This is a genomic window from Planomicrobium stackebrandtii, assembly GCF_030814955.1.
Classification (GTDB): Bacteria; Bacillota; Bacilli; order Bacillales_A; family Planococcaceae; genus Planococcus; species Planococcus stackebrandtii.
Genome location: NZ_JAUSWB010000004.1, coordinates 326,214 through 350,861 on the forward strand (window position 1 = coordinate 326,214; position 24,648 = coordinate 350,861).

The 24,648-nt window shown below is 45.5% G+C and carries 20 protein-coding genes and 1 tRNA gene; 18 read left to right on the top strand and 3 right to left on the bottom strand.

The window, feature by feature from the left end; translation table 11 throughout:
* Positions 1–52: 52 nt before the first annotated feature.
* The 3 genes from QOZ98_RS09420 (at position 53) to QOZ98_RS09430 (ending at position 1,946) form a co-directional block, all read left to right on the top strand.
* The gene (locus tag QOZ98_RS09420; protein WP_308787211.1) at positions 53–1,312 is read left to right on the top strand and encodes a Y-family DNA polymerase; all 1,260 of its coding nucleotides are present in this window, start codon (positions 53–55) and stop codon (positions 1,310–1,312) included.
* Between the two features lie 12 nt (positions 1,313–1,324).
* Positions 1,325–1,687, top strand: a complete 363-nt coding sequence (locus QOZ98_RS09425; protein ID WP_308787212.1) for a YolD-like family protein — start codon at positions 1,325–1,327, stop codon at positions 1,685–1,687.
* A gap of 186 nt (positions 1,688–1,873) precedes the next feature.
* Positions 1,874–1,946, top strand: a tRNA-Val gene (locus tag QOZ98_RS09430).
* Positions 1,947–2,075: 129 nt separating this feature from the next.
* Here the strand turns inward: QOZ98_RS09430 and QOZ98_RS09435 are convergent.
* The gene (locus tag QOZ98_RS09435) at positions 2,076–2,798 is read right to left on the bottom strand and encodes a thermonuclease family protein (protein ID WP_308787213.1); all 723 of its coding nucleotides are present in this window, start codon (positions 2,796–2,798) and stop codon (positions 2,076–2,078) included.
* Between the two features lie 182 nt (positions 2,799–2,980).
* The gene (locus QOZ98_RS09440; protein WP_308787214.1) at positions 2,981–3,124 is read right to left on the bottom strand and encodes a hypothetical protein; all 144 of its coding nucleotides are present in this window, start codon (positions 3,122–3,124) and stop codon (positions 2,981–2,983) included.
* A 116-nt stretch (positions 3,125–3,240) separates the two neighbouring features.
* On the opposite strand from QOZ98_RS09440, the gene QOZ98_RS09445 reads away from it, so the two are divergent.
* The 6 genes from QOZ98_RS09445 to QOZ98_RS09470 all read left to right on the top strand — a co-directional run bounded on the left by QOZ98_RS09445 (position 3,241) and on the right by QOZ98_RS09470 (position 9,280).
* Complete coding sequence (locus QOZ98_RS09445) at positions 3,241–4,164, top strand: Gfo/Idh/MocA family protein (protein ID WP_308787215.1); 924 nt, start codon at positions 3,241–3,243, stop codon at positions 4,162–4,164.
* A 117-nt stretch (positions 4,165–4,281) separates the two neighbouring features.
* A complete protein-coding gene (locus tag QOZ98_RS09450) occupies positions 4,282–5,670 on the top strand; it encodes an aldehyde dehydrogenase (RefSeq protein WP_308787216.1) in 1,389 nt (462 codons plus the stop codon).
* A 62-nt stretch (positions 5,671–5,732) separates the two neighbouring features.
* The gene (locus QOZ98_RS09455; protein WP_308787217.1) at positions 5,733–6,431 is read left to right on the top strand and encodes a response regulator transcription factor; all 699 of its coding nucleotides are present in this window, start codon (positions 5,733–5,735) and stop codon (positions 6,429–6,431) included.
* Complete coding sequence (locus tag QOZ98_RS09460) at positions 6,415–7,785, top strand: HAMP domain-containing sensor histidine kinase (RefSeq protein ID WP_308787218.1); 1,371 nt, start codon at positions 6,415–6,417, stop codon at positions 7,783–7,785. Before QOZ98_RS09455 ends, QOZ98_RS09460 begins: the two co-directional genes overlap by 17 nt.
* On the top strand, positions 7,785–8,504 hold the full coding sequence (locus tag QOZ98_RS09465) for a PepSY domain-containing protein (RefSeq protein ID WP_308787219.1): 720 nt from the start codon (positions 7,785–7,787) through the stop codon (positions 8,502–8,504). The genes QOZ98_RS09460 and QOZ98_RS09465 overlap by 1 nt, the downstream gene beginning before the upstream one ends.
* 110 nt (positions 8,505–8,614) lie before the next feature.
* Positions 8,615–9,280, top strand: coding sequence for a PepSY domain-containing protein (locus QOZ98_RS09470; RefSeq protein ID WP_308787220.1), 666 nt, complete (start codon positions 8,615–8,617; stop codon positions 9,278–9,280).
* Positions 9,281–9,365: 85 nt separating this feature from the next.
* Here the strand turns inward: QOZ98_RS09470 and QOZ98_RS09475 are convergent, their stop codons facing one another.
* On the bottom strand, positions 9,366–10,934 hold the full coding sequence (locus QOZ98_RS09475) for an ATP-binding protein (RefSeq protein ID WP_308787221.1): 1,569 nt from the start codon (positions 10,932–10,934) through the stop codon (positions 9,366–9,368).
* A 230-nt stretch (positions 10,935–11,164) separates the two neighbouring features.
* Here QOZ98_RS09475 and QOZ98_RS09480 point away from each other — a divergent pair, with 230 nt between their 5' ends.
* The 9 genes from QOZ98_RS09480 (at position 11,165) to QOZ98_RS09520 (ending at position 24,580) form a co-directional block, all read left to right on the top strand.
* A complete protein-coding gene (locus QOZ98_RS09480; RefSeq protein ID WP_308787222.1) occupies positions 11,165–12,217 on the top strand; it encodes a M42 family metallopeptidase in 1,053 nt (350 codons plus the stop codon).
* A 19-nt stretch (positions 12,218–12,236) separates the two neighbouring features.
* The gene (locus tag QOZ98_RS09485; RefSeq protein ID WP_308787223.1) at positions 12,237–13,697 is read left to right on the top strand and encodes a UDP-N-acetylmuramoyl-L-alanyl-D-glutamate--2,6-diaminopimelate ligase; all 1,461 of its coding nucleotides are present in this window, start codon (positions 12,237–12,239) and stop codon (positions 13,695–13,697) included.
* A gap of 106 nt (positions 13,698–13,803) precedes the next feature.
* Positions 13,804–15,372 (top strand): peptide chain release factor 3, encoded by a 1,569-nt coding sequence (locus QOZ98_RS09490; protein ID WP_308787224.1) that lies wholly within the window; start codon positions 13,804–13,806, stop codon positions 15,370–15,372.
* 134 nt (positions 15,373–15,506) lie between these two features.
* Entirely contained in the window at positions 15,507–18,566 is a 3,060-nt protein-coding gene (locus QOZ98_RS09495) for an efflux RND transporter permease subunit (RefSeq protein WP_308787225.1), read from the top strand.
* Between the two features lie 77 nt (positions 18,567–18,643).
* Complete coding sequence (locus QOZ98_RS09500; protein ID WP_308787226.1) at positions 18,644–19,723, top strand: SDR family oxidoreductase; 1,080 nt, start codon at positions 18,644–18,646, stop codon at positions 19,721–19,723.
* Between the two features lie 222 nt (positions 19,724–19,945).
* Positions 19,946–20,740 (top strand): TerC family protein, encoded by a 795-nt coding sequence (locus QOZ98_RS09505; RefSeq protein ID WP_308787227.1) that lies wholly within the window; start codon positions 19,946–19,948, stop codon positions 20,738–20,740.
* Between the two features lie 233 nt (positions 20,741–20,973).
* Positions 20,974–21,720: an RNA polymerase sigma-I factor gene (gene sigI, locus QOZ98_RS09510; RefSeq protein WP_308787228.1), complete on the top strand. Its 747-nt coding sequence runs from the start codon at positions 20,974–20,976 to the stop codon at positions 21,718–21,720.
* Positions 21,720–23,006, top strand: coding sequence for an anti-sigma-I factor RsgI family protein (locus QOZ98_RS09515; RefSeq protein ID WP_308787229.1), 1,287 nt, complete (start codon positions 21,720–21,722; stop codon positions 23,004–23,006). Before sigI ends, QOZ98_RS09515 begins: the two co-directional genes overlap by 1 nt.
* 224 nt (positions 23,007–23,230) lie before the next feature.
* Positions 23,231–24,580, top strand: a complete 1,350-nt coding sequence (locus QOZ98_RS09520) for a TrkH family potassium uptake protein (protein ID WP_308787230.1) — start codon at positions 23,231–23,233, stop codon at positions 24,578–24,580.
* Positions 24,581–24,648 lie beyond the last annotated feature (68 nt).

Here is a 24,648-nt window from a genome sequence, read left to right on the forward strand (position 1 = left end):
AACTTCGTGGTATATTATAAGAACATACGTTCCCTTTTGAGAGGTGGTAATTATGAAAGGTCTTGAATTGCCAGAACGTTATATATTCTGCATCGATATGCGCGGTTTTTACGCCAGCGTTTCCGCAGTCGAGCTCGGGCTGGACCCGCTGGAAGTTTGTCTTGCCATTGTCGGAAATCAGGAACGGAAAGGAAGTGTGGTGTTAGCGGCATCGCCGATGATGAAGGAGCGCTTTGGGGTGAAAACCGGCACCCGGCTTTTTGAAATTCCAGACCATCAGGACATTTTGCTGATCGAACCGAAAATGAAACTGTATTTGCAAAAGTCCATGGCGATTACAGAACTGTTGGGAACCTATGTGCCGAAAGAGTCGATTCATATCTACAGCGTGGATGAAAGTTTTATCGAGCTGACGGGTACTGAAAAGCTATGGGGTCCGCCGGCGTTCACCATGCGCCGCATCCAGCAGGATTTGCTGGAGTTTTTTAAGTTGCCCTCCTCTGTCGGGGGAGGGCCGAATATGCTGATGGCTAAACTGGCCCTGGATCTGGAAGCGAAAGAAACAGGTTTTGCTTATTGGACCCATGCCGACATCGCAATGAAGTTGTGGCCAGTGAGCCCTTTAAGCAGAATGTGGGGGATTGGAATCCGCACAGAAAAAACCTTGAACAGTATGGGCATTTATTCGGTTGGTGATTTAGCGTGCGCAGACGTCTCGCTATTGGAAGAGCAGTTTGGCATTTTAGGCAACCAGCTGCACCAGCATGCCAATGGCATTGATCTATCAGATCTGGGCTCGCCTTTAGTAGAAGGGCAAATCAGTTACGGAAAAGGCCAGATTTTATACCGGGATTACATAGAAGAAAAAGACATCATGACGATCATCCTGGAAATGTGCGAAGACGTTGCGATGCGGACGCGCCAAGCCCGTCGTGCGGGGCGAACGATCCACTTGAGTGTCGTCTACAGCAAGACAGCTTTTGGCGGTGGATTTTCCCGCTCGCGATCCATCGACGAAGCTACAAATGACACATTGAAGATGTACCAGGTTTGCCTAGAGATTTTCCGGGAGCATTTCCAGCATAAACCGGTTCGAAAGATTTCACTGGCTATCAGCAACCTGGAAGAGGAATCGTCGATGCAGCTAAGCCTCTTTGATGAAAGGAAGTTCGAAAACAGAAGCCTCGGAGAAGCGATGGACACAATACGGAAACGATATGGGTATTCGGCGATTTACCGGGGAATCTCGGGAACCGGTGCAGGCACTGCCATAGCACGGACGAAGTTGATTGGCGGACACAATAAAGAATAAGGGGGTGGTCCAATGAAACGCAATAAATACTTGAAGACAGTAGGCGACATCAAAGACCGCGGAAAGATCAAGTGGACAGCATTAATGCTGCCGGAGCATGTCGAGATGATCCGGGAATGGTACGAAAAAGACGAAAAGATGCCCAAACCCGATCTGAATGAGTTCGACCTGCAGCTGATGCAGGAGGAAATGGACATCGCACTCAAGCGCCAATGCGACGTCATCATCCATAGCTGGAAGGCCGGCGCGATCCATACGCATCGAGGAGTGATTCAAGGAATCGATGAAAAAAGCCGGATGCTGATTTACGGAGATCAATTGGAAAAGCACAGGCTGCCGATGGACGAAGTGGTTTCGATTGTGATTGTTGATTGAAAATTGCAGGTGTACTGGCAGAAAATATACCAGCACACCTGCAGTCCTATTATGTTGGAAACTATCAATGTCTTGAAGCTGTTACATTGAACGGATGGACTTAAAAGTAGCTATCAATTATTCTTCCTGAATAGCTATTGACTTTTTTCACAGGCAGGATATAATTGTATTTGTCCTGGAAATTGAGATTCCTTAGCTCAGCTGGGAGAGCGCTACCTTGACAGGGTAGAGGTCGCTGGTTCGAGCCCAGTAGGAATCATATAAGAGTAACCGCGCAGCCCTTTAGGTTGCGCGGTTTTTTGTTGACTTCGAACTGATTTCCTTGAGGAATTGCCAATAATGCCAGGGGCGATAAAGTCCTATAAATTCTGCCCAAGGGTCGCCCATCCTATTGCCCAACACCCCGAAAGCCGGCATCTTCTGCTTCCTGCTCCGAACAGAACCATTCTTCGGGATTGGTCTGTTCGTACGAAGAATCGCTTGGCAGGTGGTAGATTTTATTGCCGCTGCGGTTGATATTGCCTTTGATGTCACAGTCGCGGTTCGTCTGTTCTTCAGCAGAAGAGGCGGCATCTTCTTGTCCGTAGGCATCTGAATTGAAGCCTCGGTCAGTTGAATAGTTTTCGTATTGCCAGATGCCAGCTCCATCGTCTTTTGCGATTTGTTCCGCTTGCTCAAATTCGTCAAGGTAACGGGTATTTGGAGGAAAGACATAGGCGACTCTGGCCAAACCAGACTCCAGCATTTGTTCCTGGACGCTTTCGCTATCGACATAAATATAAGCCAGCAGCCGGTCATAATCATCAAAGCGGTCGCCGACGTCAAACTCGATCGATACGTCACCTGATTCGATCAGCCGTTTGTTCGCTTCCGTGGCTTCTTTGCCAAGAGGCTGTTCGCCAAGTCGCGGGTGATTGGTTTCCGGCGTATCCATCAATAGGTACCGAACAGTCACTTCTTTGCCTTCGTAGATGATTTTAATGGTGTCGCCGTCAATGACCTGCGTCACTTCCACATCAATGCGATCGGTCGTGCTGGATGTGTCAGTCGATTCCAGCATACTGCAGCCGGATAGAAAGAATAAAGCCAACAGCATAAGTTTCAGTTTCATAGGGATCCCCGCTTTCATTTCTTCATTATTATATGAACAAATGGGCCTTCTGGCAATCAGGCAGCTGGTTGCGGACCTGCAATGCTTCTGAAAATCTGCATAACAAAACGCCTTTTTCAATCCCAAAATTGAACAAGGCGTTTTTATGTACTTGAGCAACGGGAGTAAGCAAGACTCAGCAATTAAAGGGCCGGCTCCGTTGGCGATGCTGCTTCATCGTAATACAAGAATGATTCTTCGATAGTACTTTCGAGCTTTTCTTTGTTGACGCCGACTTCTAATTGGCCTGTGAAAATCGGCTCCCACCAATTTTTGGGATTGTCCATGTTATTTCCTCCTTGAGGGTGTAATGGTATTGTTTGACTATTCTATACCCTTACAGGTTACACTAATAAACAAATAGTGAAAAAAAGCCGAAAGGCACTCAAAGGGGAGATTTTACATGATTTCAATTGGCATTATTGGAGCAGGCATTGTGGGGGAGCGGATCATTAAACAAATTCAGCAGGAAAGCCATGTGGAAATAAAGACAGTCTACGACCAACAGACAGAACGCCTTACAGAAATCAGTGAAGCCTACGGAATTCCAATGGCAAAATCTGTGGAAGAAGTGCTGCATTCGGACATTAACTGGGTTTACATAGCAACGCCGCCCGCTTTTCACGCAGAAATTGCAGAACTTGCGGCCAGTGCAGGAATCAATATCCTATGTGAAAAACCATTGGCACATAATGTGGAAGGCGGCGAATTGATGGCAGCCTCTGTCCAGGACAACCGCGTCCGAACAGCCATGCATTTCCCGTTGATGTACAAACCGGCAGTCCGTGAGATGGCCAAGCGCATCAAAGGGGGCGACATCGGTAAAGTGGTCCGAGTAGAACTGCAAACCTTTTTTCCGGACTGGCCAAGGCTGTGGCAGCAAAATCCATGGATCGGTTCAAGAAGCCAAGGCGGATTTGTCCGTGAAGTTTTCCCTCATTATTTCCAGTTGATGAACCGGCTCTTTGGTGAGCTATCATTCACTTCCCACCACATCACGTATCCGGAACAAGCGGATAAATGCGAAACCGGACTGATCGCGCATGGTGTTACCGCTCAACAAATCCCTTTCTTGCTGACAGGCATCAGCGGCACCGGCCAGAAGGAATTGCTGCAATTTAAAGTTTACGGGGAACAAGGGGTTTTGACGCTGGAGAACTGGTCAAATCTCTACGAATCAAAAAAAGGTGAAGACCGGCAGGAAATTACAGAATTTGAACAGGTTCCGTCGCTTTTTGAAGAAATGAACAAACAGTCGACTTTTTTAGTTAACTTTGATGAAGGTCTGGTCATCCAGCGTTATATCGATCATTTATTGGCTGAATAAGTGCTCAGCTTTGGGCCGCACCCGATCATCTTTGTGGGTTAGCTTGACGCAAATCATTTGCTTAGCTTATATAAAGCCTCAATTGGTATAATGTAGAAACTTGAAGGAGGATGGACAGTGAATTTTACAGCAAACGACGTAGAACAGATGATAGAAGAACAGCGCACTTATTTTTATACAGGTGATACAAAACCGGCCGCTTTTCGGATCGAGCAATTGCTCCGGTTAAAGAGCGCCATCCAGTCCCATAAAGCAGAAGTGATAGAAGCTTTGAAGAACGACCTCGGCAAAAGTGAATTTGAAGCCTATGCAACAGAGGTCGGCTTTGTGCTCGACAGCATCAGCAGCATGGCTAAAAACCTGGAGGAATGGATGAAGCCTGAGCAAGTAAAGACGCCGATCCACCTTCAGCCATCGAAAAGCTTTGTTATCCGCGAACCGTATGGCTCTGTATTGGTTATTGGGCCATTCAACTATCCATTCCAATTGGTGATGGAGCCGCTTATCGGCGCTATTATCGGCGGCAATTGTGCAGTGGTCAAACCTTCTGAAGCAACGCCGAATGTGGCAAAAGCGATTCGCACGATCATTGAAGAAGCGTTCCCTGCCTATTACATTCGGGTAGTCGAAGGCGAACGGGAAGAAGTCACGGCGTTGATTCACGCTTCGTTCGATTATATTTTCTTCACCGGCAGCGTCAATGTTGGAAAAGTCATCATGAAAGCGGCCTCGGAGCGCTTAACGCCAATCACATTGGAACTTGGCGGGAAAAGTCCGGCAATTGTCGACCAGACAGCGAATCTCGATCTGGCAGCAAAACGCATTGCCTGGGGGAAACTGATGAACACCGGCCAAACTTGTGTAGCACCTGATTATATTTGTGTGCACGAATCGGTCAAAGACGAATTCCTGAAAAAGCTGACGAAAACGATACAGGATTTTTACGGCAAAGATGCACAAAGGAGTCCGGATTACGGACGCATCGTCAATCACCAGCATTTTGACCGTTTAGCAGAGATTGTGCAGAAAGAATCCGGCAATATCATCTACGGCGGTAAAATGGATCGCAGTGACCGCTATATTGAACCTGTGGTGTTGGACAACATTACCTGGGACAGTCCTTCAATGGAAGATGAAATTTTCGGGCCGATTTTGCCAATCATCAGCTATACGGATTTGCCGTTATTGCTGCGCCAAATACGGAAGTTGCCAAAACCGCTGTCCGCATATCTGTTCTCGGAAAACGACCGCGCTGTCCGATTTTTCCTGGATCAATTGCCATTTGGCGGCGGCTGCATCAACGACACGGTTTCCCATGTAGGCAGCTCCTACTTGCCGTTTGGTGGAGTTGGCACGTCAGGAATCAATTCCTATCACGGCAAAGCCAGCTTTGAAACGTTCACACACGCCAAATCGATTCTAAAGAAATCAACTAAGTTTTCCGTAAATATCGTTTTCCCACCTTATAAAAACAAAGCGAAATGGATCAAAACGGTATTGAGATAAGCGGCCTGCGGGTCGCTTTTTTCTTTTTACTCCTGCTATGATAAACAGAAGAGGTGATGGTGATGGCGGAACGCATTTTAATAGTGGAAGATGAAAAAAGCATTGCACGCGTGCTCGAACTGGAATTGAAGTTTGAAGGATATGAGATAGGTGTCGCCTATACGGGATCGGAAGGGTTGATTCAATTTCGCGAGCAGGACTGGGATTTGGTGCTGCTCGATTTGATGCTCCCGGAAATCCACGGTCTTGATGTATTGAAACGCATCCGTTCGTCCGATGCAGCGATTCCGGTTATTTTGCTGACTGCAAAAAACGATGTTAAAGACAAAGTAGCCGGCTTGGATCTGGGAGCTAACGACTATGTCACCAAACCGTTTGAAATCGAAGAACTGCTGGCAAGAATTCGCGCCTGTCTGCGCTTGTCGAGCGGCAATGGAAATTCAGCTGTGCACCGCTTCCATGATCTTGAAATGAACGAAAGCACGCGCGATGTGAAACGCAATGGGCGGTTGATTGAACTGACACCGCGTGAATTCGATCTGCTGCTGTATCTCATCAAAAATCCACAGCAGGTGCTCAGCCGCGAACAAGTGCTGAATGCTGTATGGGGTTACGATTACTATGGTGATACCAATGTCATAGATGTCTATATCCGTTATTTGCGAAGAAAAGTGGACACCGGCGAAAGTTCGACTTACATCCAGACGGTTCGCGGAGTCGGCTATGTCATGAAGGAGCAGGGCAATGAAGCTAAAAAATAAAATCCATGTGTCCTCGGCATTGCTCATGCTGGTCATTTTGCTGATCCTGGCTTTTGTTATTTATTTTTCGTTCAGTCAGCTGACGTATTCAACGGAAGTGGAACAGCTGCAGGCAGAAACAAACGCACTGGTATCAGAGCTCAATGAAAATGAAACTGCAGATCCTGGCATTGTGCTTCGTGCATATATGCCGGTAAATGGGCTTGTGAAGATAACACTCCCGGAAGGAGAACAGCCATCACCCATCCAATCTCCAGCGCTTACTGTGGAATTTCCTGCTGAACTCGACGGCCAGTCCGGAACGGTCGAAGTGGAAGGCGAACGCTTTGCTTATGCCAAGGCACCGGTCATCTGGACAGACGGCCAAGTAGCGGAATTGACAGTTGCCCAGTCATTGCGGGAAACGACGAATAATTTAAATACATTGCGCCTGGTTCTCGTGGCTGGGACCTTGTTGGCCATGATTCCTGTTATTATTTCCAGCATCGTGCTCGGGAAAATTGTGACCCTGCCGATTACAAACTTGACGAAAACCATGACGCGCATCCAGCGCAATGGCCAATTTGAAAAGCTCCCGATTGAAGGGAAGTCGCAGGACGAACTGACACAGATGGGCAATACCTTCAACGAGATGATGGGCTTGCTGGAAGAAAACTATTCCAAGCAGGAAGAGTTTGTTTCCAACGCATCCCATGAGCTGAAGACGCCGCTGACTGTAATCGGCAGCTACGCCAAGCTGCTCGAGCGGCAAGGCATGCAGGATAAACAGATTGCAGAAGAAAGCGTGACGGCGATCCGTGCAGAAACCGATCGGATGAAGGCCTTGATTGAGCAATTGCTTCACATTGCCCGCCGCAGCGAATCCCAGGTGGAATGGATGGAAGTGGATGCTCTCGAGCTGCTGCAACAAACCGTCACAGCACTGAACGCATCCTATGATCGTGAATTCAAACTGATCACAACGGAACAATCCTTGCCGGTAATTACCGACGTTGCGAAGTTTAAGCAACTGCTGTATATCCTGTTGGACAATGCACGGAAATACAGCTCGGACAAGATTGAAGTGGTGGCAAAAAGGAACGGGGACACTGTGATTCAAATCCGTGATACGGGGATCGGCATTCCAAAAGAAGCAGTGCCATTGGTCTTTGAACGTTTTTACCGCGTGGATAAAGCACGGAGCAGGGAAACAGGCGGTTTTGGTCTGGGTCTGGCGCTGGCGAAACAATTGGCTGACTCTTTAAAGGTCGAAATTGAACTTGAAAGCATTGAGCAGCTGGGAACTACAGTATCCATCATTTTCTCAGAGAATTTTAATGTTGATGATGTACACTCAAATCAGGAGGGATTGTGATGCGAAAATGGATGTTAATGGCGTCAGCAACAATCTTGTTTGGAGTGGCCGTCCTGGCTTTTGTACTATTCCCACGCACTTCTCCGGAAGTTACCGCAGACCAGGCAAATGAAACAGTAATTAGCCTTTACGGGGGAGAAGTGGAGCAAACCACAGAATCCGGAGATGCCTACAGAGTGGAATTTAAACGGCCGGATGGACGTTATTTGGCTCTCGTCAACCGCCAGAACGGCCAAGTAGAGACGATGGAATTGCTTGAAAAAACGGAAGCAGCAAAAGAAGTGACAGAACAGCAGGCAGGAGAAATTGCATTGGAGCAGGCAGCTGGGACGATTGACAGCGTTGCTTATAACGAAGAACGCAATGAATATGACGTCAAAGTAAAAGAAGAGACGCAGTTATCGACGGTTGTCTTGTCTGCAGCTACCGGTGAAGTGCGGAAGATCAGCCAAGAGGCGGTCGAAGCTTCAGCTCCAGTCAATGAACCGGTACCTGAGCCAGAACCAGAACCAGACCGAGTCATTACGCGTGATGAAGCAATCGTACTGGCCCAAGAAACGCTGAGCGGAGAGGCGCAGGAAGCCGAGTTTGTGCAGACGGCAGACGGCGGCTACTATCTGGTGGAAATTGAAAACGACCAGACCGATCAAGAAGCGACCATTCAAATCCACGCGATCCGCGGCGATACCATGTCGGTCGAGTGGGACGAGGATGACTGACTCTGAGAACAGTTTCATGTATTTCTCATCAAATTCTCATAGAGCCTTAATCTTCTGCTCAGAAGAGAAGGTTATTGTAAGAGTAACAACAAATGAGGAGGAGAAAGAACATGAAAAAATTAATTTACATTCCAGTGGCAGCAGGGGTTTTAGCTTTTGGAGGAATCGTTTTGGCGAACTCGGATACACCCGCAGCAGATCCATCATCCACATCAGGAACGGTGACCAACGAGGTGCAAAAGTCGCCAGCAACCGAAGAAATGCTCAGTTTTGAAGAAATTTCAGCAAAAGCGTTGGAGTTGGCAAACGGCCGCATTACCGATATCGAGCTGGACAATGATGACAGAAGAGCCCATTACGAAGTCGATGTCGATTTTGATGGCTATGAGTATGATTTTGACTTTGATGCTTACACAGGCGAAGTACTGGAGCAAAAACGTGAAAAAGACAGAGACGATGATCTTTCCCAATCGAAATCAGCAGCGCCTAGCAACTCACCATCAGCTGCAAGCGATTCGAACAACAAATCTGCTTCTTCAAGCGAGGGGCTGATCGGTTCAGACAAAGCCATTGAAGCGGCATTAGCCGTGGTGAGTGGAACAGTCGAAAGCTTCGAGCTTGAAAATGACGATGGTGTTGCTTATTACGAGATCGAAATTAAAGACGGGCGCTCCGAGCATGATGTCGATGTTCATGCAAAAGACGGATCCATTCTAAAAGTCGATTCGGATTTTGACGACGATGATGATGACGATGATGACAACGACTGGGATTGACCAAAAGCCTGAAGTTCGGTAAAACAGTTAAGATGAAAAAGACAGAGGGAGAAAAATCCATGGATTTTTCTCCCTCTGTCTGTGGTTATTTTGCTGGCAAAAGAATGGTTGCGGCTGTTCCGACTCCCAATGTGCTCGATATAATAAGGTCGCCTTGGTGTTCTTGAATGATTTTCTGTGAAATGAGCAGCCCCAAACCGGTCCCGGTTGCTTTCGTTGTATAAAAAGGCTGGAAAATTTCACCCAGATCTATTTCGGAAATGCCATTTCCAGAATCGTTGAAGCTGATAGACAGCATAGAATCTTTTTCAGCTTTCAGCAAAATCCAAATTTCGCCAGGCTGTTCCATGGATTCAATGGCATTTTTCAATAAGTTGATGAAAACTTGCTTCATGTGGTGCTCTTCTCCGTTCACATGAAAATCTTCCTGCCAGTCTTTTTTCACGGTGATGCCATGGAGGTTCAGTTCTGGACCAAACAACAGCAGAATATCATCCAGTGCATTCTGGATGCTGAATTTTTTCAAGGCCGAAGCCTGGGGCTTAGCCAGGACCAAAAATTCGCTGATGATTAAATTGATGCGCTCCATTTCGGACTGAATCAAAGCCGTATATTCTGGAAACTGATGTTTCGGGTCATTGTGCATGATTTGGACGAATCCGGAAATAACGGTCATGGGATTTCTGATTTCATGTGCAACACCTGCGGCAATTTCCCCGGCGAGTTTGAGTTTCTCGGATTGCAGCATCATTTTTTCGGATTCTTTCTGATAGCTCATGTCTCGTGAGATGATGGAAGTGGCAATCACTTTTCCAAACTGGTCGAAAATAGGGGATAATGTCACTTGGGCATGAAAGCGCGTCCCGTCTTTGCGGGCATCCACCGTTTCCAGGAGAGAATAACTTTTTCCTTGTTGGACTTCCCAGGTTCGCCTCTCGGCGTCTTCTTTCATATCCAGTGGATAAAGAGGCAGCGATTTTCCAATGCTTTCTTCAGAAGTCCATCCATACAGTTCTTCAAAAGCCGGATTGACTGCAATGATTTTATTATTCGAATCGAACACGGCAATGGCGTCTTTGGCAGTTTCAAAAAACAGCTGCAAATAACCTTCTTTCGACAGCAGAGCCTTTTCCATTGATGCATTTTTCATCTCTAACTGCTTCCAATACCGGCTGAAATAAATGCTGTGAAGCAAGGTGATCGTCAGTACTGCTGTGAAAAAGACAATGATGGACAATTGAATATAAGGCAGCGGAGCTCTTGCGGTAAACCGGTCAAATACGGTAATGAGAAGTAAAAACTCGAAAGAAGTGACAATCGCCAGCAGGATGATTGGTTTCGTGTCGTTGTATAAGGCGGCAGCAATAATGGGCATTACAAAAAAAATAAGCGTTATGGAAGATAAGGATTCAAAATTCAAAATGAAGACATAGATGTTCATGGCAAACAACACAGCAAGTTGAAGTACCCGCTCCTTTATATTGCAGGAAAAAAAAACCAGCAATATGACGTAAGTTGCCATGCCGAAAAATGGAGAAATAATGGCTGAATTCATATCCACCCATTGATTGAGCAAGAAATGCAAAATGCTTGAAAACCCATATAAATGGATGAATAATTGATTTCTTTTGCGATTGGTTACATTGCTATCCATTAAGCACCTCGAATTTTATGCATTTTAGTTTTGATCGAATAGGTTGAACCAAAGAAACCGCCTCTGCATTGCTTAAAAATGGAAGGAACTTTAGCGGGAATTAGGCAAAGCGGTACCTGAATGCAGTTCAACTGAAAAAAAGACTTAAACTAAATACTATAATACTATAAGACAGGACTGTCCGAACATCTTTGATTTTGATATGATTATAAGACCGAGGAGTGATAGAGATGACTTACCAATGGAATCAAAGCGAAACGATCGAGTTATTGAAAGAAATAGTGGAAATTCCGAGTCCGTCCGGCTACACAATGGACGTCATGTCAAAAATTCGCACTTTGCTGGCTCAGTGGAATGTTGAGCACAAAACGACCCATAAAGGGGCAGTGATTGCGACCATCCGAGGAAGAGATCAGCAGCATCATCGACTGTTGACTGCACATGTCGATACATTAGGCGCCATGGTGAAAGAAATCAAACCGAGCGGCCGTTTAAAGCTGTCATTGGTTGGCGGCTTTAAGTTCAATGCGATAGAAGGCGAAAATTGCCTCATACATAAAGCGGACGGTTCGACCGTTTCCGGAACAATACTGCTTCACCAGACAACAGTCCATGTCTACAAAGATGCGGGCACGGCTGAACGTACTGCCGACAATATGGAAGTGCGCTTGGATGAAAAAGCATTTTCGAAAGAGCAGGTTCAAAGCCTGGGCATTGAAGTGGGAGATTTCGTATCCTTCCAGCCAAGATTTGAAGCGACCCAATCCGGCTACATCAAATCCCGGCATTTGGATGACAAGGCAAGCACTGCTTTATTGCTTCAGCTGGTAAAGCATTTCAGCGGAACTGGAGAAGAGCTTCCTTATACAACCCATTTCTACATTTCCAACAACGAAGAAATCGGCTATGGCGGCAACTCCAGCATTCCCCCGGAAACGCAGGAGTATATCGCTGTTGACATGGGTGCTATCGGAGACGGCCAGGAATCGGATGAATATACGGTTTCTATTTGTGCAAAAGACTCGAGCGGACCCTATCATTATGGATTGACCCGCCATTTAATTTCTTTGGCGCAAGATCATGACATCGATTACAAAGTCGATATCTATCCCTATTATGGGTCAGATGCATCTGCTGCTATCAGTGCTGGCCATGATGTTAAGCATGCATTGTTTGGTCCCGGGATTGAAGCTTCCCATTCATACGAACGCACACATACCGATTCATTAAAAGCGGCGGCAGCATTGCTACACGCATATGTGTTGTCTCCCATGGTTTCTTAACAGTAAGGAGAGGGATTTTATGAACAGCAAAGAGTTACTGACGTCAATTCCATACAAGCAGATTAAAGGTGAACTGCCGGAAACGATTGAACACCTGACAATAGATTCCCGGGATATTAAAGCAGACTCCATGTTTGTTTGCATCGCGGGCTATACAGTGGACGGCCATAATTTCGCGCAGCAGGCAGCCGATCAGGGAGCAACGGTGATCGTAGCAGAACGACCGTTGACGATTGACAATGCGACAGTCGTTATTGTCGACAGCACTTCGCGGGCGCTTGGGCTGTTGGCTGCAAAATTTTACGACTACCCATCCAAGCTTCTGCACATGACCGGTGTCACAGGCACCAATGGCAAAACCAGCGTAGCGGGAATTTTGCATTCGATGCTGATGAAGCTTGGTGAGAAATCAGGGTTGACAGGAACAATCGGTTTTGACTTGAACGGCCAATTGCATCCATCGGCCAATACAACAAATGACGCACTCACGACACAGCAAATGATTGCACGTGCACGTGACGAAGACTGCTCACACATGACCATGGAAGTATCGTCGCATGGATTAATATTGGGGCGCCTGGCCGGAGTGGAGTTTGATACTGCGATTTTCACTAACCTGACGCACGACCACCTGGATTTTCATGGCACGATGGAAGAATACGGCCATGCCAAAAGCTTATTGTTTTCGCAACTGGGACAGGATCTGGCCAACCGGAAACAAGCTATTTTAAATGCCGATGATCCATGGTCCAACGAAATGGCGAAAATGACCCCGCATCCGGTTTACACGTACGGAATTCAAAACAACGCACAATTCCGGGCGAAAGATATTCAATTGACGCATGAAGGAACAACCTTTACGCTGGATTGCAAAGAAGGGCAATTCCCGGTTTCTATGAAACTGTTGGGTGAGTTTAATGTGTCCAACGCCTTGGCGGCCATTGCTGCATTGTACGCGGAAGGCTATGAACTGGGCGAAATATTAAAGGCTTTGGCAATAATAGCTCCGGTTGAAGGACGCATGCAAAAAGTGGAGCTGGAAGCACCTATTTCTGTTTTCATTGATTATGCCCATACACCTGATGCCATCGAGAAAGCAATTGATGCCGTACAGGACTTTAAAGAAAAACGCATCATTTTTCTAGTAGGCACAGGCGGCAACCGAGATAAGACAAAGCGCCCTATCATGGCTGAAAAAGCGTCTGTTGCAGATTATGTCGTCTTAACGACAGATGATCCGCGCGACGAAAGCTATGAAAGTATTTTAGGCGATTTGGAAATCGGAATGACCCATAGCCAGTTTGCCTGCATAGGCGACCGGGAAGAAGCGGTCAAGCACGCGGTGCAGCAAGCAGAAGCGGGTGACATCATCATTCTCGCCGGTAAAGGGCATGAAGATTACCAGATTATCGGCAGCACCAAATATCCACACAGCGACAAAGAAATCGCGATACAGGAAGCGATGAAAAAGTTTCAGTGAAAAGGGGCCCATGAAGGCTCCTTTTTTTCTGCAAACGTTAAAATTCCTTGTTTTTTTCAGTCCCCTTCTCTAATATGAAGAGAGTAGATTAAAGGAGCGTATAAACATGTCAGACCAATTACAGAATGAAATTCAAAATAGAAGAACTTTCGCGATCATTTCCCACCCGGATGCCGGGAAAACAACCTTAACAGAAAAGCTTTTGCTGTTTGGGGGAGCGATCCGTGATGCGGGAACTGTCAAAGGGAAAAAGAGCGGCAAGTTCGCCACATCCGACTGGATGGAAATTGAAAAGCAGCGGGGGATTTCCGTTACTTCTTCCGTCATGCAATTCGATTATGCCGGACACCGCGTCAATATTCTGGACACTCCCGGGCACCAGGATTTCAGTGAAGATACGTATCGTACATTGATGGCAGTCGACAGTGCTGTCATGATCATCGATGTTGCCAAAGGAATTGAAGCACAGACTGTCAAGCTGTTCAAAGTTTGTAAAATGCGCGGCATTCCGATTTTTACTTTTATCAATAAGATGGACCGCCAAGGTAAAGAGCCTTTGGAATTGATGGAGGAACTGGAAGAAGTTCTTGGCATCCAATCCTACGCGATGAACTGGCCAATCGGCATGGGCAAAGAATTCCTGGGCATCTATGACCGTTTTAACAAGCGCATCGAACCGTTCCGATCTGAAGGAGATCGTTTCCTGGAACTTGACGAACAGGGCAAATTGATCGAAGACCACGAGATGAAGAAAACTTCCTATTATACACAGGCAATGGATGACATCGAACTGTTGAATGAAGCAGGCAACGACTTTTCAATTGATCGTGTGAAAAAAGGTGAGTTGACGCCGGTTTTCTTCGGCAGTGCGTTAGCTAATTTCGGCGTCGAAACGTTTTTGGAAACTTACCTGCAATTTGCACCATCACCACAGCCGCGCGATACGCAGGACAATGAGGAAATTGATCCGATCGAGATGCCTTTCTCTGGATTTATTTTCAAAATCCAAGCCAATATGAATCCGGCTCACCGTGACCGCATTGCATTTGTGCGCATCGTATCAGGCAAGTTTGAACGTGGAATGAACGTCACTTTGGCGCGCACCGGAAAAAGTTTCAAGCTGTCACAGACAACTCAATTTTTGGCAGATGACCGCGAAATGGTCAACGAAGCGGTGGCGGGAGACATCATCGGTCTCCACGACGTAGGAAATTACCAAATTGGAGATACCATTACGAGCGGCAAGAAGTTCCAGTTTGAAAGCCTGCCGCAGTTTACGCCGGAACTTTTCGTTAAAGTTACTGCTAAAAACGTCATGAAACAAAAGCATTTCCATAAAGGGATCCTTCAGCTTGTTCAGGAAGGCGCAATCCAGTACTACAAAACGCTTCATCTGGAAGAAGTCATTCTTGGGGCAGTCGGACAGCTTCAATTTGAAGTGTTCGAACACCGGATGAAAAATGAATACAATGTGGATGTGCGGATGGAGCCGATCGGTTCCAAAATCGCCCGCTGGATTGAAAATGAAGAAGATGTCAAAGAATCAATGTCCAGCGGCCGTTCAATGCTGGTACGCGACCGTTTTGACAACTATGTCTTTTTATTCGAAAACGAGTTTGCGACACGATGGTTCCAGGATAAAAATCCAGGCATTCGATTATACAGTCTGCTATAAAAATAAAAACCTGCTGCTGGCAGGTTTTTTTGTTTTCTTCAATAAAGTGGCAGATCAGTGAACACCTTCTGTAAAGTTTGCGGTTGCAGGCAATTTTTCTTATGATAGAAGAACACGGAGAGAGGGTTGAGCAAATGAAAATAAGCGATTTTTCGATAAAAAGGCCAGTCTTTACACTGGTAATCATGTTTTTGATCATCATTCTGGGAGCGGTATCATTCACCCGCATCCCGATTACTTTAATCCCCGAGCTCAATCCGCCAATTGGTGTAGTGGTTACCAATTACCCAGGCGCCAGCCCGACAGAAGTAAGTGAAAAAGTCACGAAACCTCTAGAAGCAAACTTGGCTACATTGCCGGGAATCGAATCGATTCAATCGAATAGCCAGGAAGGCTCGAATTTTATCCTGCTGGAATTTGATTGGTCGACAGATATAGACGAAGTCCAAACAGACATTATGCAGCGGATCGATCAAACACCGATTCCGGATGATTCAAATGATCCGCGTTTTTTAAAGTTTGATCCTTCACAATTTCCGATTCTTCAATTATCATTGCGTTCGAGTGATCCGGATGCCGATGTACGGGTAATTGCAGAAGAGCTGGAAACAGAGCTTCGCCAAACGGATGGAGTGGCGAGCGTCAATATCTCAGGTTCTTTAATAGAAGAAATTCAAATCGAATTGGATCAGGCTGAATTGGAAGAGCGGGGCTTGCAGCAATCAGATGTTGTACAGTTGATCCAAGCCAACAATATTTCATTGCCTGGTGAACCGATTGAGACCGAAGATGGGCGCAACCTGACAACCCGGATTATCAGCACCTTGACCAATGTAGAGGAAATCCGGAATTTGGTGCTGACCATTGACCCGCTAGAAGGCGATAATGTCACCATTGGTGATGTAGCCGAAGTTAATGTCAGTGAACGTGAAAGCAACAGTGAAACCAGGACCAATGAAGAGCCGGCTGTCTTATTATCTGCTCTCCAGGAGTCACAGGCAAATACAGCAGATGTTTCAGATGCCTTCCAGGAAAGATTGGATGAACTGCTGAGCGAAGAGCGTTTCGAGGGTGTCGAAGCGGACATCCTCTTTGACCAGGGCGACTATGTCAAACTTGCCATTGGCAATATTGGCCAGACATTGGTTTTGGGTGGTCTTTTTGCTATGCTGGTCCTGTTTTATTTCCTGCGCGGCATTAGGAGCCCCATTATTATCGGGGTAGCAATTCCATATTCAGTCATCGTCACCTTTGTTCTTATGTTTTTTGCCGACTTTGCATTGAATATTTTAACTTTGGGTGCGCTGGCATTAGGAATCGGAATGCTGGTAGATAACGCAATTGTCGTTATTGAAAACATTGAACGGCATTTAGCGATGGGCAAAAATGCCAAAAAAGCAGCATCCGAAGGGGCGAAGGAAGTTTCTGGTGCAATCATTGCGTCCACTTTGACCACGGTAGCTGTCTTCATTCCGGTCATCTTTATCTCGGGATTGATCGGTGAAATATTCTTTGAGTTTGCCTTGACGATTTCGTTCAGTCTTATTGCCTCTTTGGCAGTTGCGCTAACTGTCATTCCAATGATGGCTTCCCGAATGCTTGGGAAACCCGGTGCTAAACCGAAAGTGGAGAGGGATGCATCCAGAAGTGTCAAAGCATTCGAAGGGTCCGTTATTTGGGCGCTGCGCCATAGAATTGTCGTGTTGTTTACGGCACTGGTGCTTTTAGTGGTCGGGGCTTTCGGCGTTATGCAAGTGGGCACGGAATTTATTCCTGCGACCGATGAAGGCTTTGTCAGTGTTTCCGTCGAGCTCGAAAATGGGTCTTCAAGAGCAGCGACGGACGAAGTGGTCGATCTGATAGAAGAAGAATTGAAAATTGAAGAAGAAGTCGATGTGTATGTCAGTTTGATCGGGGCTACGCAGCAGGGCCAGGCACAAGGCTCTGCGGAATCGAATACCGCTGAGATTTATGTGAAGCTGGTGGATTTGGCAGATCGGGACCGTTCGATTTTTGATTTTGTGGATGATGTGCAGCCGCGAATTCTTGAGACTGTTGGGGAACGTGCGTTAGTCAGCTTTAATTTGCAGACTGCAGCGGGCTCCTCACCGAACACGTTATCGTTCACTGTAACGGATACGGATCGTGCCCGTCTGGACACCGCGGTTGCCGATATAGAGGCGGCTTTAACAGAGCTTTCAGAAGTGACTGAGCTGACGAACGACCGTCAGGAAACGATTGATGAAATCCAAATGACCATCAATCGTGAAGCAGCGACCGAATACGGGCTGCCTCCGGCTCAGATAGCCCAAACGGTGAATAACATCACACGCGGGGTTTTGGCTACACAAGTATTGGCGGAGAATGATGAAGTTCTCAGTGTATATGTGGCTTATGAAGAAGGAGAACGGGACAGTCTTGAACAGCTTCGGAGCCTGTCTCTTCGAACGCCGGCAGGAGAATTTGTGGAGCTTCAGGAGCTGGCCGATATTGAAGTGGCCCAAGGTCCCGTCAGCATCCAACGGGTAGATCAGGCAGACAGTGTCTCGTTTACACTTCAGCACCAATCAAGCATTACACTGGGAGACATGTCAGATCAGGTGGACTCGACCATCGAAGAACTGGACTTGAATGAAAACACGATGATTTCGTTTGGGGGCGACCGTGAGCTGCTGGATAACTCGATAAACGACATGATGATGGCTGTTGTTTTGGCTATTGTACTTGTCTACATTGTCATGGCAGCACAATTTGAATCCTTTAAGTATCCGCTGGTTATCATGTTTACTGTGCCATTGATGGCGATTGGCGTAGCGATTGCGCTGTTTGTTACACAGACGCCTATCAGCATTACCGCCGTCATCGGTATACTGGTTCTAGTAGGTATAGTCGTCAATAACGGGATTGTGCTGGTGGATTACATCAATCAACGGAAAGAAGCAGGCATGAATTCTTACGATGCCATCATCACTTCTGTTCATGACCGCCGCCGACCGATTTTGATGACAGCATTAACGACCATTCTGGGGCTATTGCCGCTGGCGATTGGAATCGGAGAAGGTACAGAAATCAATCAGCCGATGGGGATCACAGTAATTGGCGGACTCATCAGTTCGACTTTACTGTCACTTTATATCGTACCGATTGTCTATAGCTTGTTTGACAGACAAACAAGAAAAATGAACAAAAAGTAAGCCTTCGGGTTTACTTTTTTCTTTTGCTGCAATCTATTGGGAAATTTAGTATGATGGGAGCAAAGGAGGCTGGAGCTATGACAGAAATAGTATTCACAGGGTTTCCAGGATTTATTGCCAGCCAATTGATCCAAAAGCATGCCGAGCAAAACGAATCGATTTCGGCTATTATTTTATCGTCTGAACGGGAAAAAGCAGAAAAGGAAGCCGAGCGCATCCGAAAAGAAACCAATTGCCGGAGCATCAAACTGATAGAAGGAGATATTACAAAAGAGGGGCTGGGATTGACCGAAAGCGACAAAGCATATCTGAGGGACAAACCGCTGATTTTCTGGCATCTTGCCGCTATTTACGATTTGGCCGTTCCCAGAGATATAGCATGGAAAGTCAATGTGGAAGGAACACGCAAGGTTAATGAATTTATCAACGAGCTTCCTAAACTGGAGCGATATGTATACTTCAGTACAGCCTACGTAGCGGGCAATCGGGAAGGCACTATTTACGAAGATCAATTGGTTCGTCCGGAAGCCTTCAAAAACTTCTATGAAGAAACCAAATTTGAAGCGGAACTGCTGGTAAATGAAATGAAGAAGACAGCACCTGTGACAATCATTCGGCCCGGCATTGTCCGTGGTCATTCGGTCACAGGGGAAACCATCAAATTTGATGGCCCCTATTTTTTCTTGAATTTGATTGATCGGGTGAAGTTTCTGCCGGCTGTTCCATTCGTTGGGCATTCCAAATCCTACATAAATGTTGTACCGGTAGATTATATTTTAGAGGCGTCCATTTATCTCAGTAAACAGGGAGCGGCATCTGGGCAAACTGTCCATTTGACGGATCCCAATTCCCACCCAGTAGAAGAAGTTTATCGCAGCATGGTCCAATCGATGACTGGAAAAAATCCAAGAGGGCGCCTGCCCCATAGGCTGGCCAAATTATCGCTGTCTATAGCACCGGTAAGAAAAGGGCTGGGGGTCGAAAAGGAAACATTGGATTACCTGACATGGTCCGCAGATTTTGACACGCAAAATGCAGAACGGCTGCTGGCAGGTAGTGGTATACGCTGCGCAGATTTTCTGGCAACCATACCGGCTATGGTTCAGTTTTACAACTTGCATAAAAAGGATAAAAATTTTCAAATTCCCATCATTTAAAACTACCACTTCCATAAAAATGATGCTATACTGACATTACAAAATAATACACTTTGACTTTCAGTCAAGGGGGAGTAGCTATGGGGAAACCTATTTCACAGTCGTCAAGACATGGTTAGTAGCCATCGGTTGTGATAGCAAATTTAATTTGCTTAGCGAGACCTTTGCCTTTTTTTAGGCAAGGGTCTTTTTTGTGGGTAAAAATTAGGAGGAGAGAATGGAATGGAAGCAATAATATTGGAGTATGCATGGGTCCTATTGGTGTTGGTTGGACTCGAAGGATTACTGGCTGCAGATAATGCAGTGGTAATGGCAGTAATGGTTAAGCATTTGCCGAAAGAACAACAGAAAAAAGCATTATTTTATGGGTTGGTAGGGGCATTTGTTTTCCGTTTTGCAGCATTGTTCATGATTACACTGCTTGTTAACATCTGGCAGATACAGGCGCTTGGGGCGGCTTATCTCTTGTTCATCTCGATCAAGAGCATTTATGATCAGCGTAAAGGGGATACGGACGAAATTCTTGAGGGCGTTGATGCACCTGAGAAAAAAGGTTCAAGTTTTTGGATGACCGTATTAAAAGTTGAGTTGGCCGATATCGCTTTTGCCATCGACTCGATGCTGGCGGCAGTCGCTTTGGCTGTTACATTGCCGCACTTAAATGTGTTTGGAATGGATGACATTGGCGGCATTAACTCAGGGCAGTTTATGGTCATGCTTGCCGGTGGTTTAATCGGTGTCATAATCATGCGTTTTGCAGCACATAAATTCGTGCAGCTGCTTGAGAAATATCCGCAACTTGAAACTGCTGCATTCGTTATCGTGGGCTGGGTAGGAGTCAAATTATTGGTGATGACATTATCCCACGAAAATGTTGGCGTCTTGCCACATGATTTCCCGCACTCTACACCGTGGACACTTGTCTTCTGGACAGTACTGCTTGGAATTGTAGTTGTTGGCGGAATTCTTGGAGTTAAACAAAACAAAGATCAAGCTAAAGAACATGAAGCAAAATAAAAAAATCTTTAGCAAATAGAGTTAAAAAATAAGGTGCATTGATCTCATTCAATGCACCTTTTTTCTATGCTTATTTAAGAAAGGAAATATATTGAAGAGAAAATAGCCGACTACCGACAAAAAAGAGAATTGATAAGCGAATAATGATAAGAACAAAAATACCTGCCTCTTTTCAATTGAATCCTTCAAAGTTACAATCAAGTAGGCAGTGACTTTGAGAAGAGGTGAATGGTGTGCTTTTAGCTTCATTAAGCGGAAGATTTGGACGTATTGAAAAATCCAATGCCGAAATAATGGTATTGCAAGCACAAGATGGCGACGAACAAGCGCTGCACGATTTGCTTTTTTCTTACTCACCTTTTATGAAAAAAACGGCTTCTCAAGTATGCAAACGATTTATCGATGATCACGATGATGAATACAGCGTGGCATTGTCGGCATTTAATGAAGCTATAGAAAAATTTGATGAAACCAATAATGCCTCGTTTCTGACATTTGCCCATATGGTCATCCGCAGGCGAGTCATCGATTTTATACGCAAAGAAAACCGGCGGGAAGAATTCAGCCACGATTTCATGCCGTCAGCAGAACCAGAAGTTCATAACGGCATTGCGGATCATGCAGCTACTCATGCATATACGCTCAAAGAGCAGGACCAAAAAAGACGTGAGGAAATATCTTTGTATGAAACAATGCTTCAGGAGTTCGGGTTATCATTTCATGTGCTGGCCAAGGTGTCTCCGGCGCATGAGGATGCGCGCATTACCTCCATCCAAATCGCTCAGCTGGTAGCTGAAACGGACGAATACAAGCATTACTTGATGGACAAGAAGAAGCTGCCGATCAAAGAGATTGAAAAACTGGTTAAGGTTTCCCGAAAAACGATTGAGCGCAATCGAAAATACATAATTGCAATGGCATTGCTGCAGATGAGCGATCTGCATTTTTTGAAAGATTACTTGAAAGGGCGGTTAAATTGATGCGGATACAATCGGGAATATGCATTGAACTGAACGATGACCGCTCAATTTTTCTAGTTAGAAATGGGGGGTTTGTTAAAGGCACACCTACCGGCAATCCTGCAATAGGAGAAGAAGCATCCTTTTATCCAGTTGAAAGAAAACGGGCAGTTCGCTTTCAGCCCGTCATGGCTCCTGTAGCAGCAGCGATAGCTGCCATTGCTTTATTCATGTCGGTACTGGTGTTTCCGGTTAAAGAAGCCTTTAGCTATGTGCAGGTTGAAATCAACCCGGGCATAGAACTGGGCATCAACGACCGCTACGAGGTAGTGTCTATACGCGACCTGAACACTGATGGACATGAGTTGATCCACGAGCTGGGTGAATGGGAGAACGTTTCTCTCCAAGACGTATTGAACAAGGTTTTTGAGTTAGCTGTAACCGAACAGACTGAGCAAATTACCATTACTTCAGTTGAAGAAGATCGCAGCAAGCAGGATCAATCCATAAAAAAAGTCGTCATGGCAGTTTCTTCAATTGTGGAAAATGACAAAGTTACGATTCAAATGAAAGAAGCAACGCGTGAGCAATGGCGCCAATCTAAAGAAGATCTCGTGCCTGTCGGCCAGATGATTGAAAAAGTTGAAACTCTGAAGGTAAAGGAAGAACCTGAAGTACAGGTTCCGCCAAAGGAGACACAGACCGTGCCTGATCTGAAAGAAACAGAACCGGCAAGTGAACCGGAAAAACCGAGCGAAAATAATGCGGGAAATCGCAATCAAGAAAAAAATGAGGCCAAAGAGACTAAGAGCGAAAAAGAAACAACTGAAAAAAAGCCAGATGTTCCAACGAAATCAATTTCTCCTGCAGCAGAAAAAAAAGCCGATCCTCCAGCAGCTGAAAAGAAAAATGATAAACCATCTCCGAAGATAGAGAAACGGCAAAAAACACCAAGACAAAACGGCAAGGCGGAAGAACCTTCAAAAAAACCCAAGAATCCTCCTCCAGCGAAACAACAGAAAGAAAATTCAGTGCCAGAAGAACAGCCTTCTGAGAACAAAGAAAAAGGAAAACCTGAAAAAGCAGATGAGGAGCGGGGAAACAGTGAGGCCCCAGGCCAACAAAAGAAAAAGGATGCTTCTGCCAATAGTTCGGCAGTGAAAAAAGAATCACCCACTCCACCCGGACAGGAAAAGAAAAAAGAACCGGCTGCCGATAATCCTGGCAAAGAAAAGCAAACAGAGAAAAAGAAAAACGAACAGTCTCCTAAAAAAGAAGCTACGCGAGAGAATACAGAAAAAGAGTAGGAGAAGTTCTTCTGCTCTTTTTTCTTTTTTTTCTGTCAGCCGCTTATTAATTCAACTCGATTGCTCGCAGGTGCGGTAGGGTTTTTAAAATGTATTCTTGCTAAATTGTTTAAAAACCTTGATCTTTTGGTTCTGCATAAATAGATTTTCGATTTCTCTTTCTTTTTGTCTATTCTTTTCATAGAATGGGGAGAGAGTATAATGTTGAAGGGAATCAATGTCTAATGAATAAAACTTTTCAAAAAGTACGAAATCTTACACCTGCCCAGGCAATTGTTTCGTATTATTTTGTAGCAATTGCAATTTCCTTCTTATTATTAAGATTGCCGAATGTCCACAAACCAGGAATGGCCATTCCTTGGATTGACAGCCTGTTCACTGCGGTAAGCGCTGTGAGTGTGACAGGGCTTACCGTTATCAACGTAGTAGAAACCTACACCACGTTCGGAATTGTCGTGTTGATGTTTATTTTGCAGCTGGGTGGAATCGGCATCATGTCGATTGGTACGTTTTTCTGGCTGTTGGTCGGCAAACGCATCGGCTTGCGGGAGCGCCAACTGATCATGGTTGACCATAATCAGTCGAGCATGTCCGGTGTTGTAAAGCTGATTGTTGAAATTGTAAAAATTCTGCTGCTGATTGAAGCAGTTGGGGCTCTTATCCTGACGGTTTATTTTACACAGTATTTTCCGACATTCCAGGAAGCTCTGCTTCATGGCGTCTTCGGATCCATTACAGCGACGACAAACGGGGGCTTTGATATTACAGGTGAATCGTTGATTCCTTATTTTAATGATTATTTCGTTCAGATCATTAATATGATTCTTATCATTTTAGGAGCCATTGGTTTCCCGGTTCTAATTGAAGTAAAAGAGTTTTTGTCCAATAAGCAAAAATATTTCCGTTTTTCGTTATTTACGAAAATCACGACAAGCATCTTTGCTATTTTATTGGCAGTCGGAGCGATTGGTATTCTGTTGCTAGAGTCATTCCGTGCATTTAGGGGAATGAGCTGGCATGAAGCTGCATTTGCGGCTATTTTTCATTCGGTGTCATCACGTTCGGGTGGACTTGTTACAGTGGATATTACGCAATTCAGTGAGGCGACCAATATTTTTATGAGCGCTTTAATGTTTATTGGAGCTTCTCCAAGTTCGGCAGGAGGAGGTATTCGGACCACCACGTTTGCCATCGCAATCCTTTTTTTGATCAATTTTGCACGAGGAAAAAACACCATTCAAATATTCAAGCGTGAGATCGAATTGATTGATGTTTTTCGTTCTTTTGCCGTTATTTTTTTGGCAGTATTCATGGTATTGGTTGCCACCATTACTTTGCTCATCACGGAACCGCAGGCAACGATTGTGGAAATATTATTTGAAATCACTTCAGCGTTTGGAACATGCGGAATGTCTCTGGGCATCACGAGCGACCTGTCGGAGCCAGGTAAGTTCATCATCATGGCATTGATGTTTGTCGGACGGGTCGGGTTGATTTCCTTCCTCTTTACAATCGGCGGCAAAACAGATCCGACAAAATTCCATTATCCAAAAGAACGTGTAATCATCGGTTAAAGATGCATAAGAGTCCTGGAAGATGTTATTTTAAGGAAAAAAGACTATAATTAGTGTAACGTAGCTTA

What these genes read in the sequence shown, in the direction of transcription:
- QOZ98_RS09420 (WP_308787211.1), top strand. Translation starts at nt 53, where the DNA reads ATGAAAGGTCTTGAATTGCCAGAACGTTATATATTCTGCATCGATATG.
- QOZ98_RS09425 (WP_308787212.1), top strand. Translation starts at nt 1,325, where the DNA reads ATGAAACGCAATAAATACTTGAAGACAGTAGGCGACATCAAAGACCGC.
- QOZ98_RS09435 (WP_308787213.1), bottom strand. Translation starts at nt 2,798, where the DNA reads ATGAAACTGAAACTTATGCTGTTGGCTTTATTCTTTCTATCCGGCTGC.
- QOZ98_RS09440 (WP_308787214.1), bottom strand. Translation starts at nt 3,124, where the DNA reads ATGGACAATCCCAAAAATTGGTGGGAGCCGATTTTCACAGGCCAATTA.
- QOZ98_RS09445 (WP_308787215.1), top strand. Translation starts at nt 3,241, where the DNA reads ATGATTTCAATTGGCATTATTGGAGCAGGCATTGTGGGGGAGCGGATC.
- QOZ98_RS09455 (WP_308787217.1), top strand. Translation starts at nt 5,733, where the DNA reads ATGGCGGAACGCATTTTAATAGTGGAAGATGAAAAAAGCATTGCACGC.
- QOZ98_RS09460 (WP_308787218.1), top strand. Translation starts at nt 6,415, where the DNA reads ATGAAGCTAAAAAATAAAATCCATGTGTCCTCGGCATTGCTCATGCTG.
- QOZ98_RS09465 (WP_308787219.1), top strand. Translation starts at nt 7,785, where the DNA reads ATGCGAAAATGGATGTTAATGGCGTCAGCAACAATCTTGTTTGGAGTG.
- QOZ98_RS09470 (WP_308787220.1), top strand. Translation starts at nt 8,615, where the DNA reads ATGAAAAAATTAATTTACATTCCAGTGGCAGCAGGGGTTTTAGCTTTT.
- QOZ98_RS09475 (WP_308787221.1), bottom strand. Translation starts at nt 10,934, where the DNA reads ATGGATAGCAATGTAACCAATCGCAAAAGAAATCAATTATTCATCCAT.
- QOZ98_RS09480 (WP_308787222.1), top strand. Translation starts at nt 11,165, where the DNA reads ATGACTTACCAATGGAATCAAAGCGAAACGATCGAGTTATTGAAAGAA.
- QOZ98_RS09485 (WP_308787223.1), top strand. Translation starts at nt 12,237, where the DNA reads ATGAACAGCAAAGAGTTACTGACGTCAATTCCATACAAGCAGATTAAA.
- QOZ98_RS09490 (WP_308787224.1), top strand. Translation starts at nt 13,804, where the DNA reads ATGTCAGACCAATTACAGAATGAAATTCAAAATAGAAGAACTTTCGCG.
- QOZ98_RS09495 (WP_308787225.1), top strand. Translation starts at nt 15,507, where the DNA reads ATGAAAATAAGCGATTTTTCGATAAAAAGGCCAGTCTTTACACTGGTA.
- QOZ98_RS09500 (WP_308787226.1), top strand. Translation starts at nt 18,644, where the DNA reads ATGACAGAAATAGTATTCACAGGGTTTCCAGGATTTATTGCCAGCCAA.
- QOZ98_RS09505 (WP_308787227.1), top strand. Translation starts at nt 19,946, where the DNA reads ATGGAAGCAATAATATTGGAGTATGCATGGGTCCTATTGGTGTTGGTT.
- QOZ98_RS09515 (WP_308787229.1), top strand. Translation starts at nt 21,720, where the DNA reads ATGCGGATACAATCGGGAATATGCATTGAACTGAACGATGACCGCTCA.
- QOZ98_RS09520 (WP_308787230.1), top strand. Translation starts at nt 23,231, where the DNA reads ATGAATAAAACTTTTCAAAAAGTACGAAATCTTACACCTGCCCAGGCA.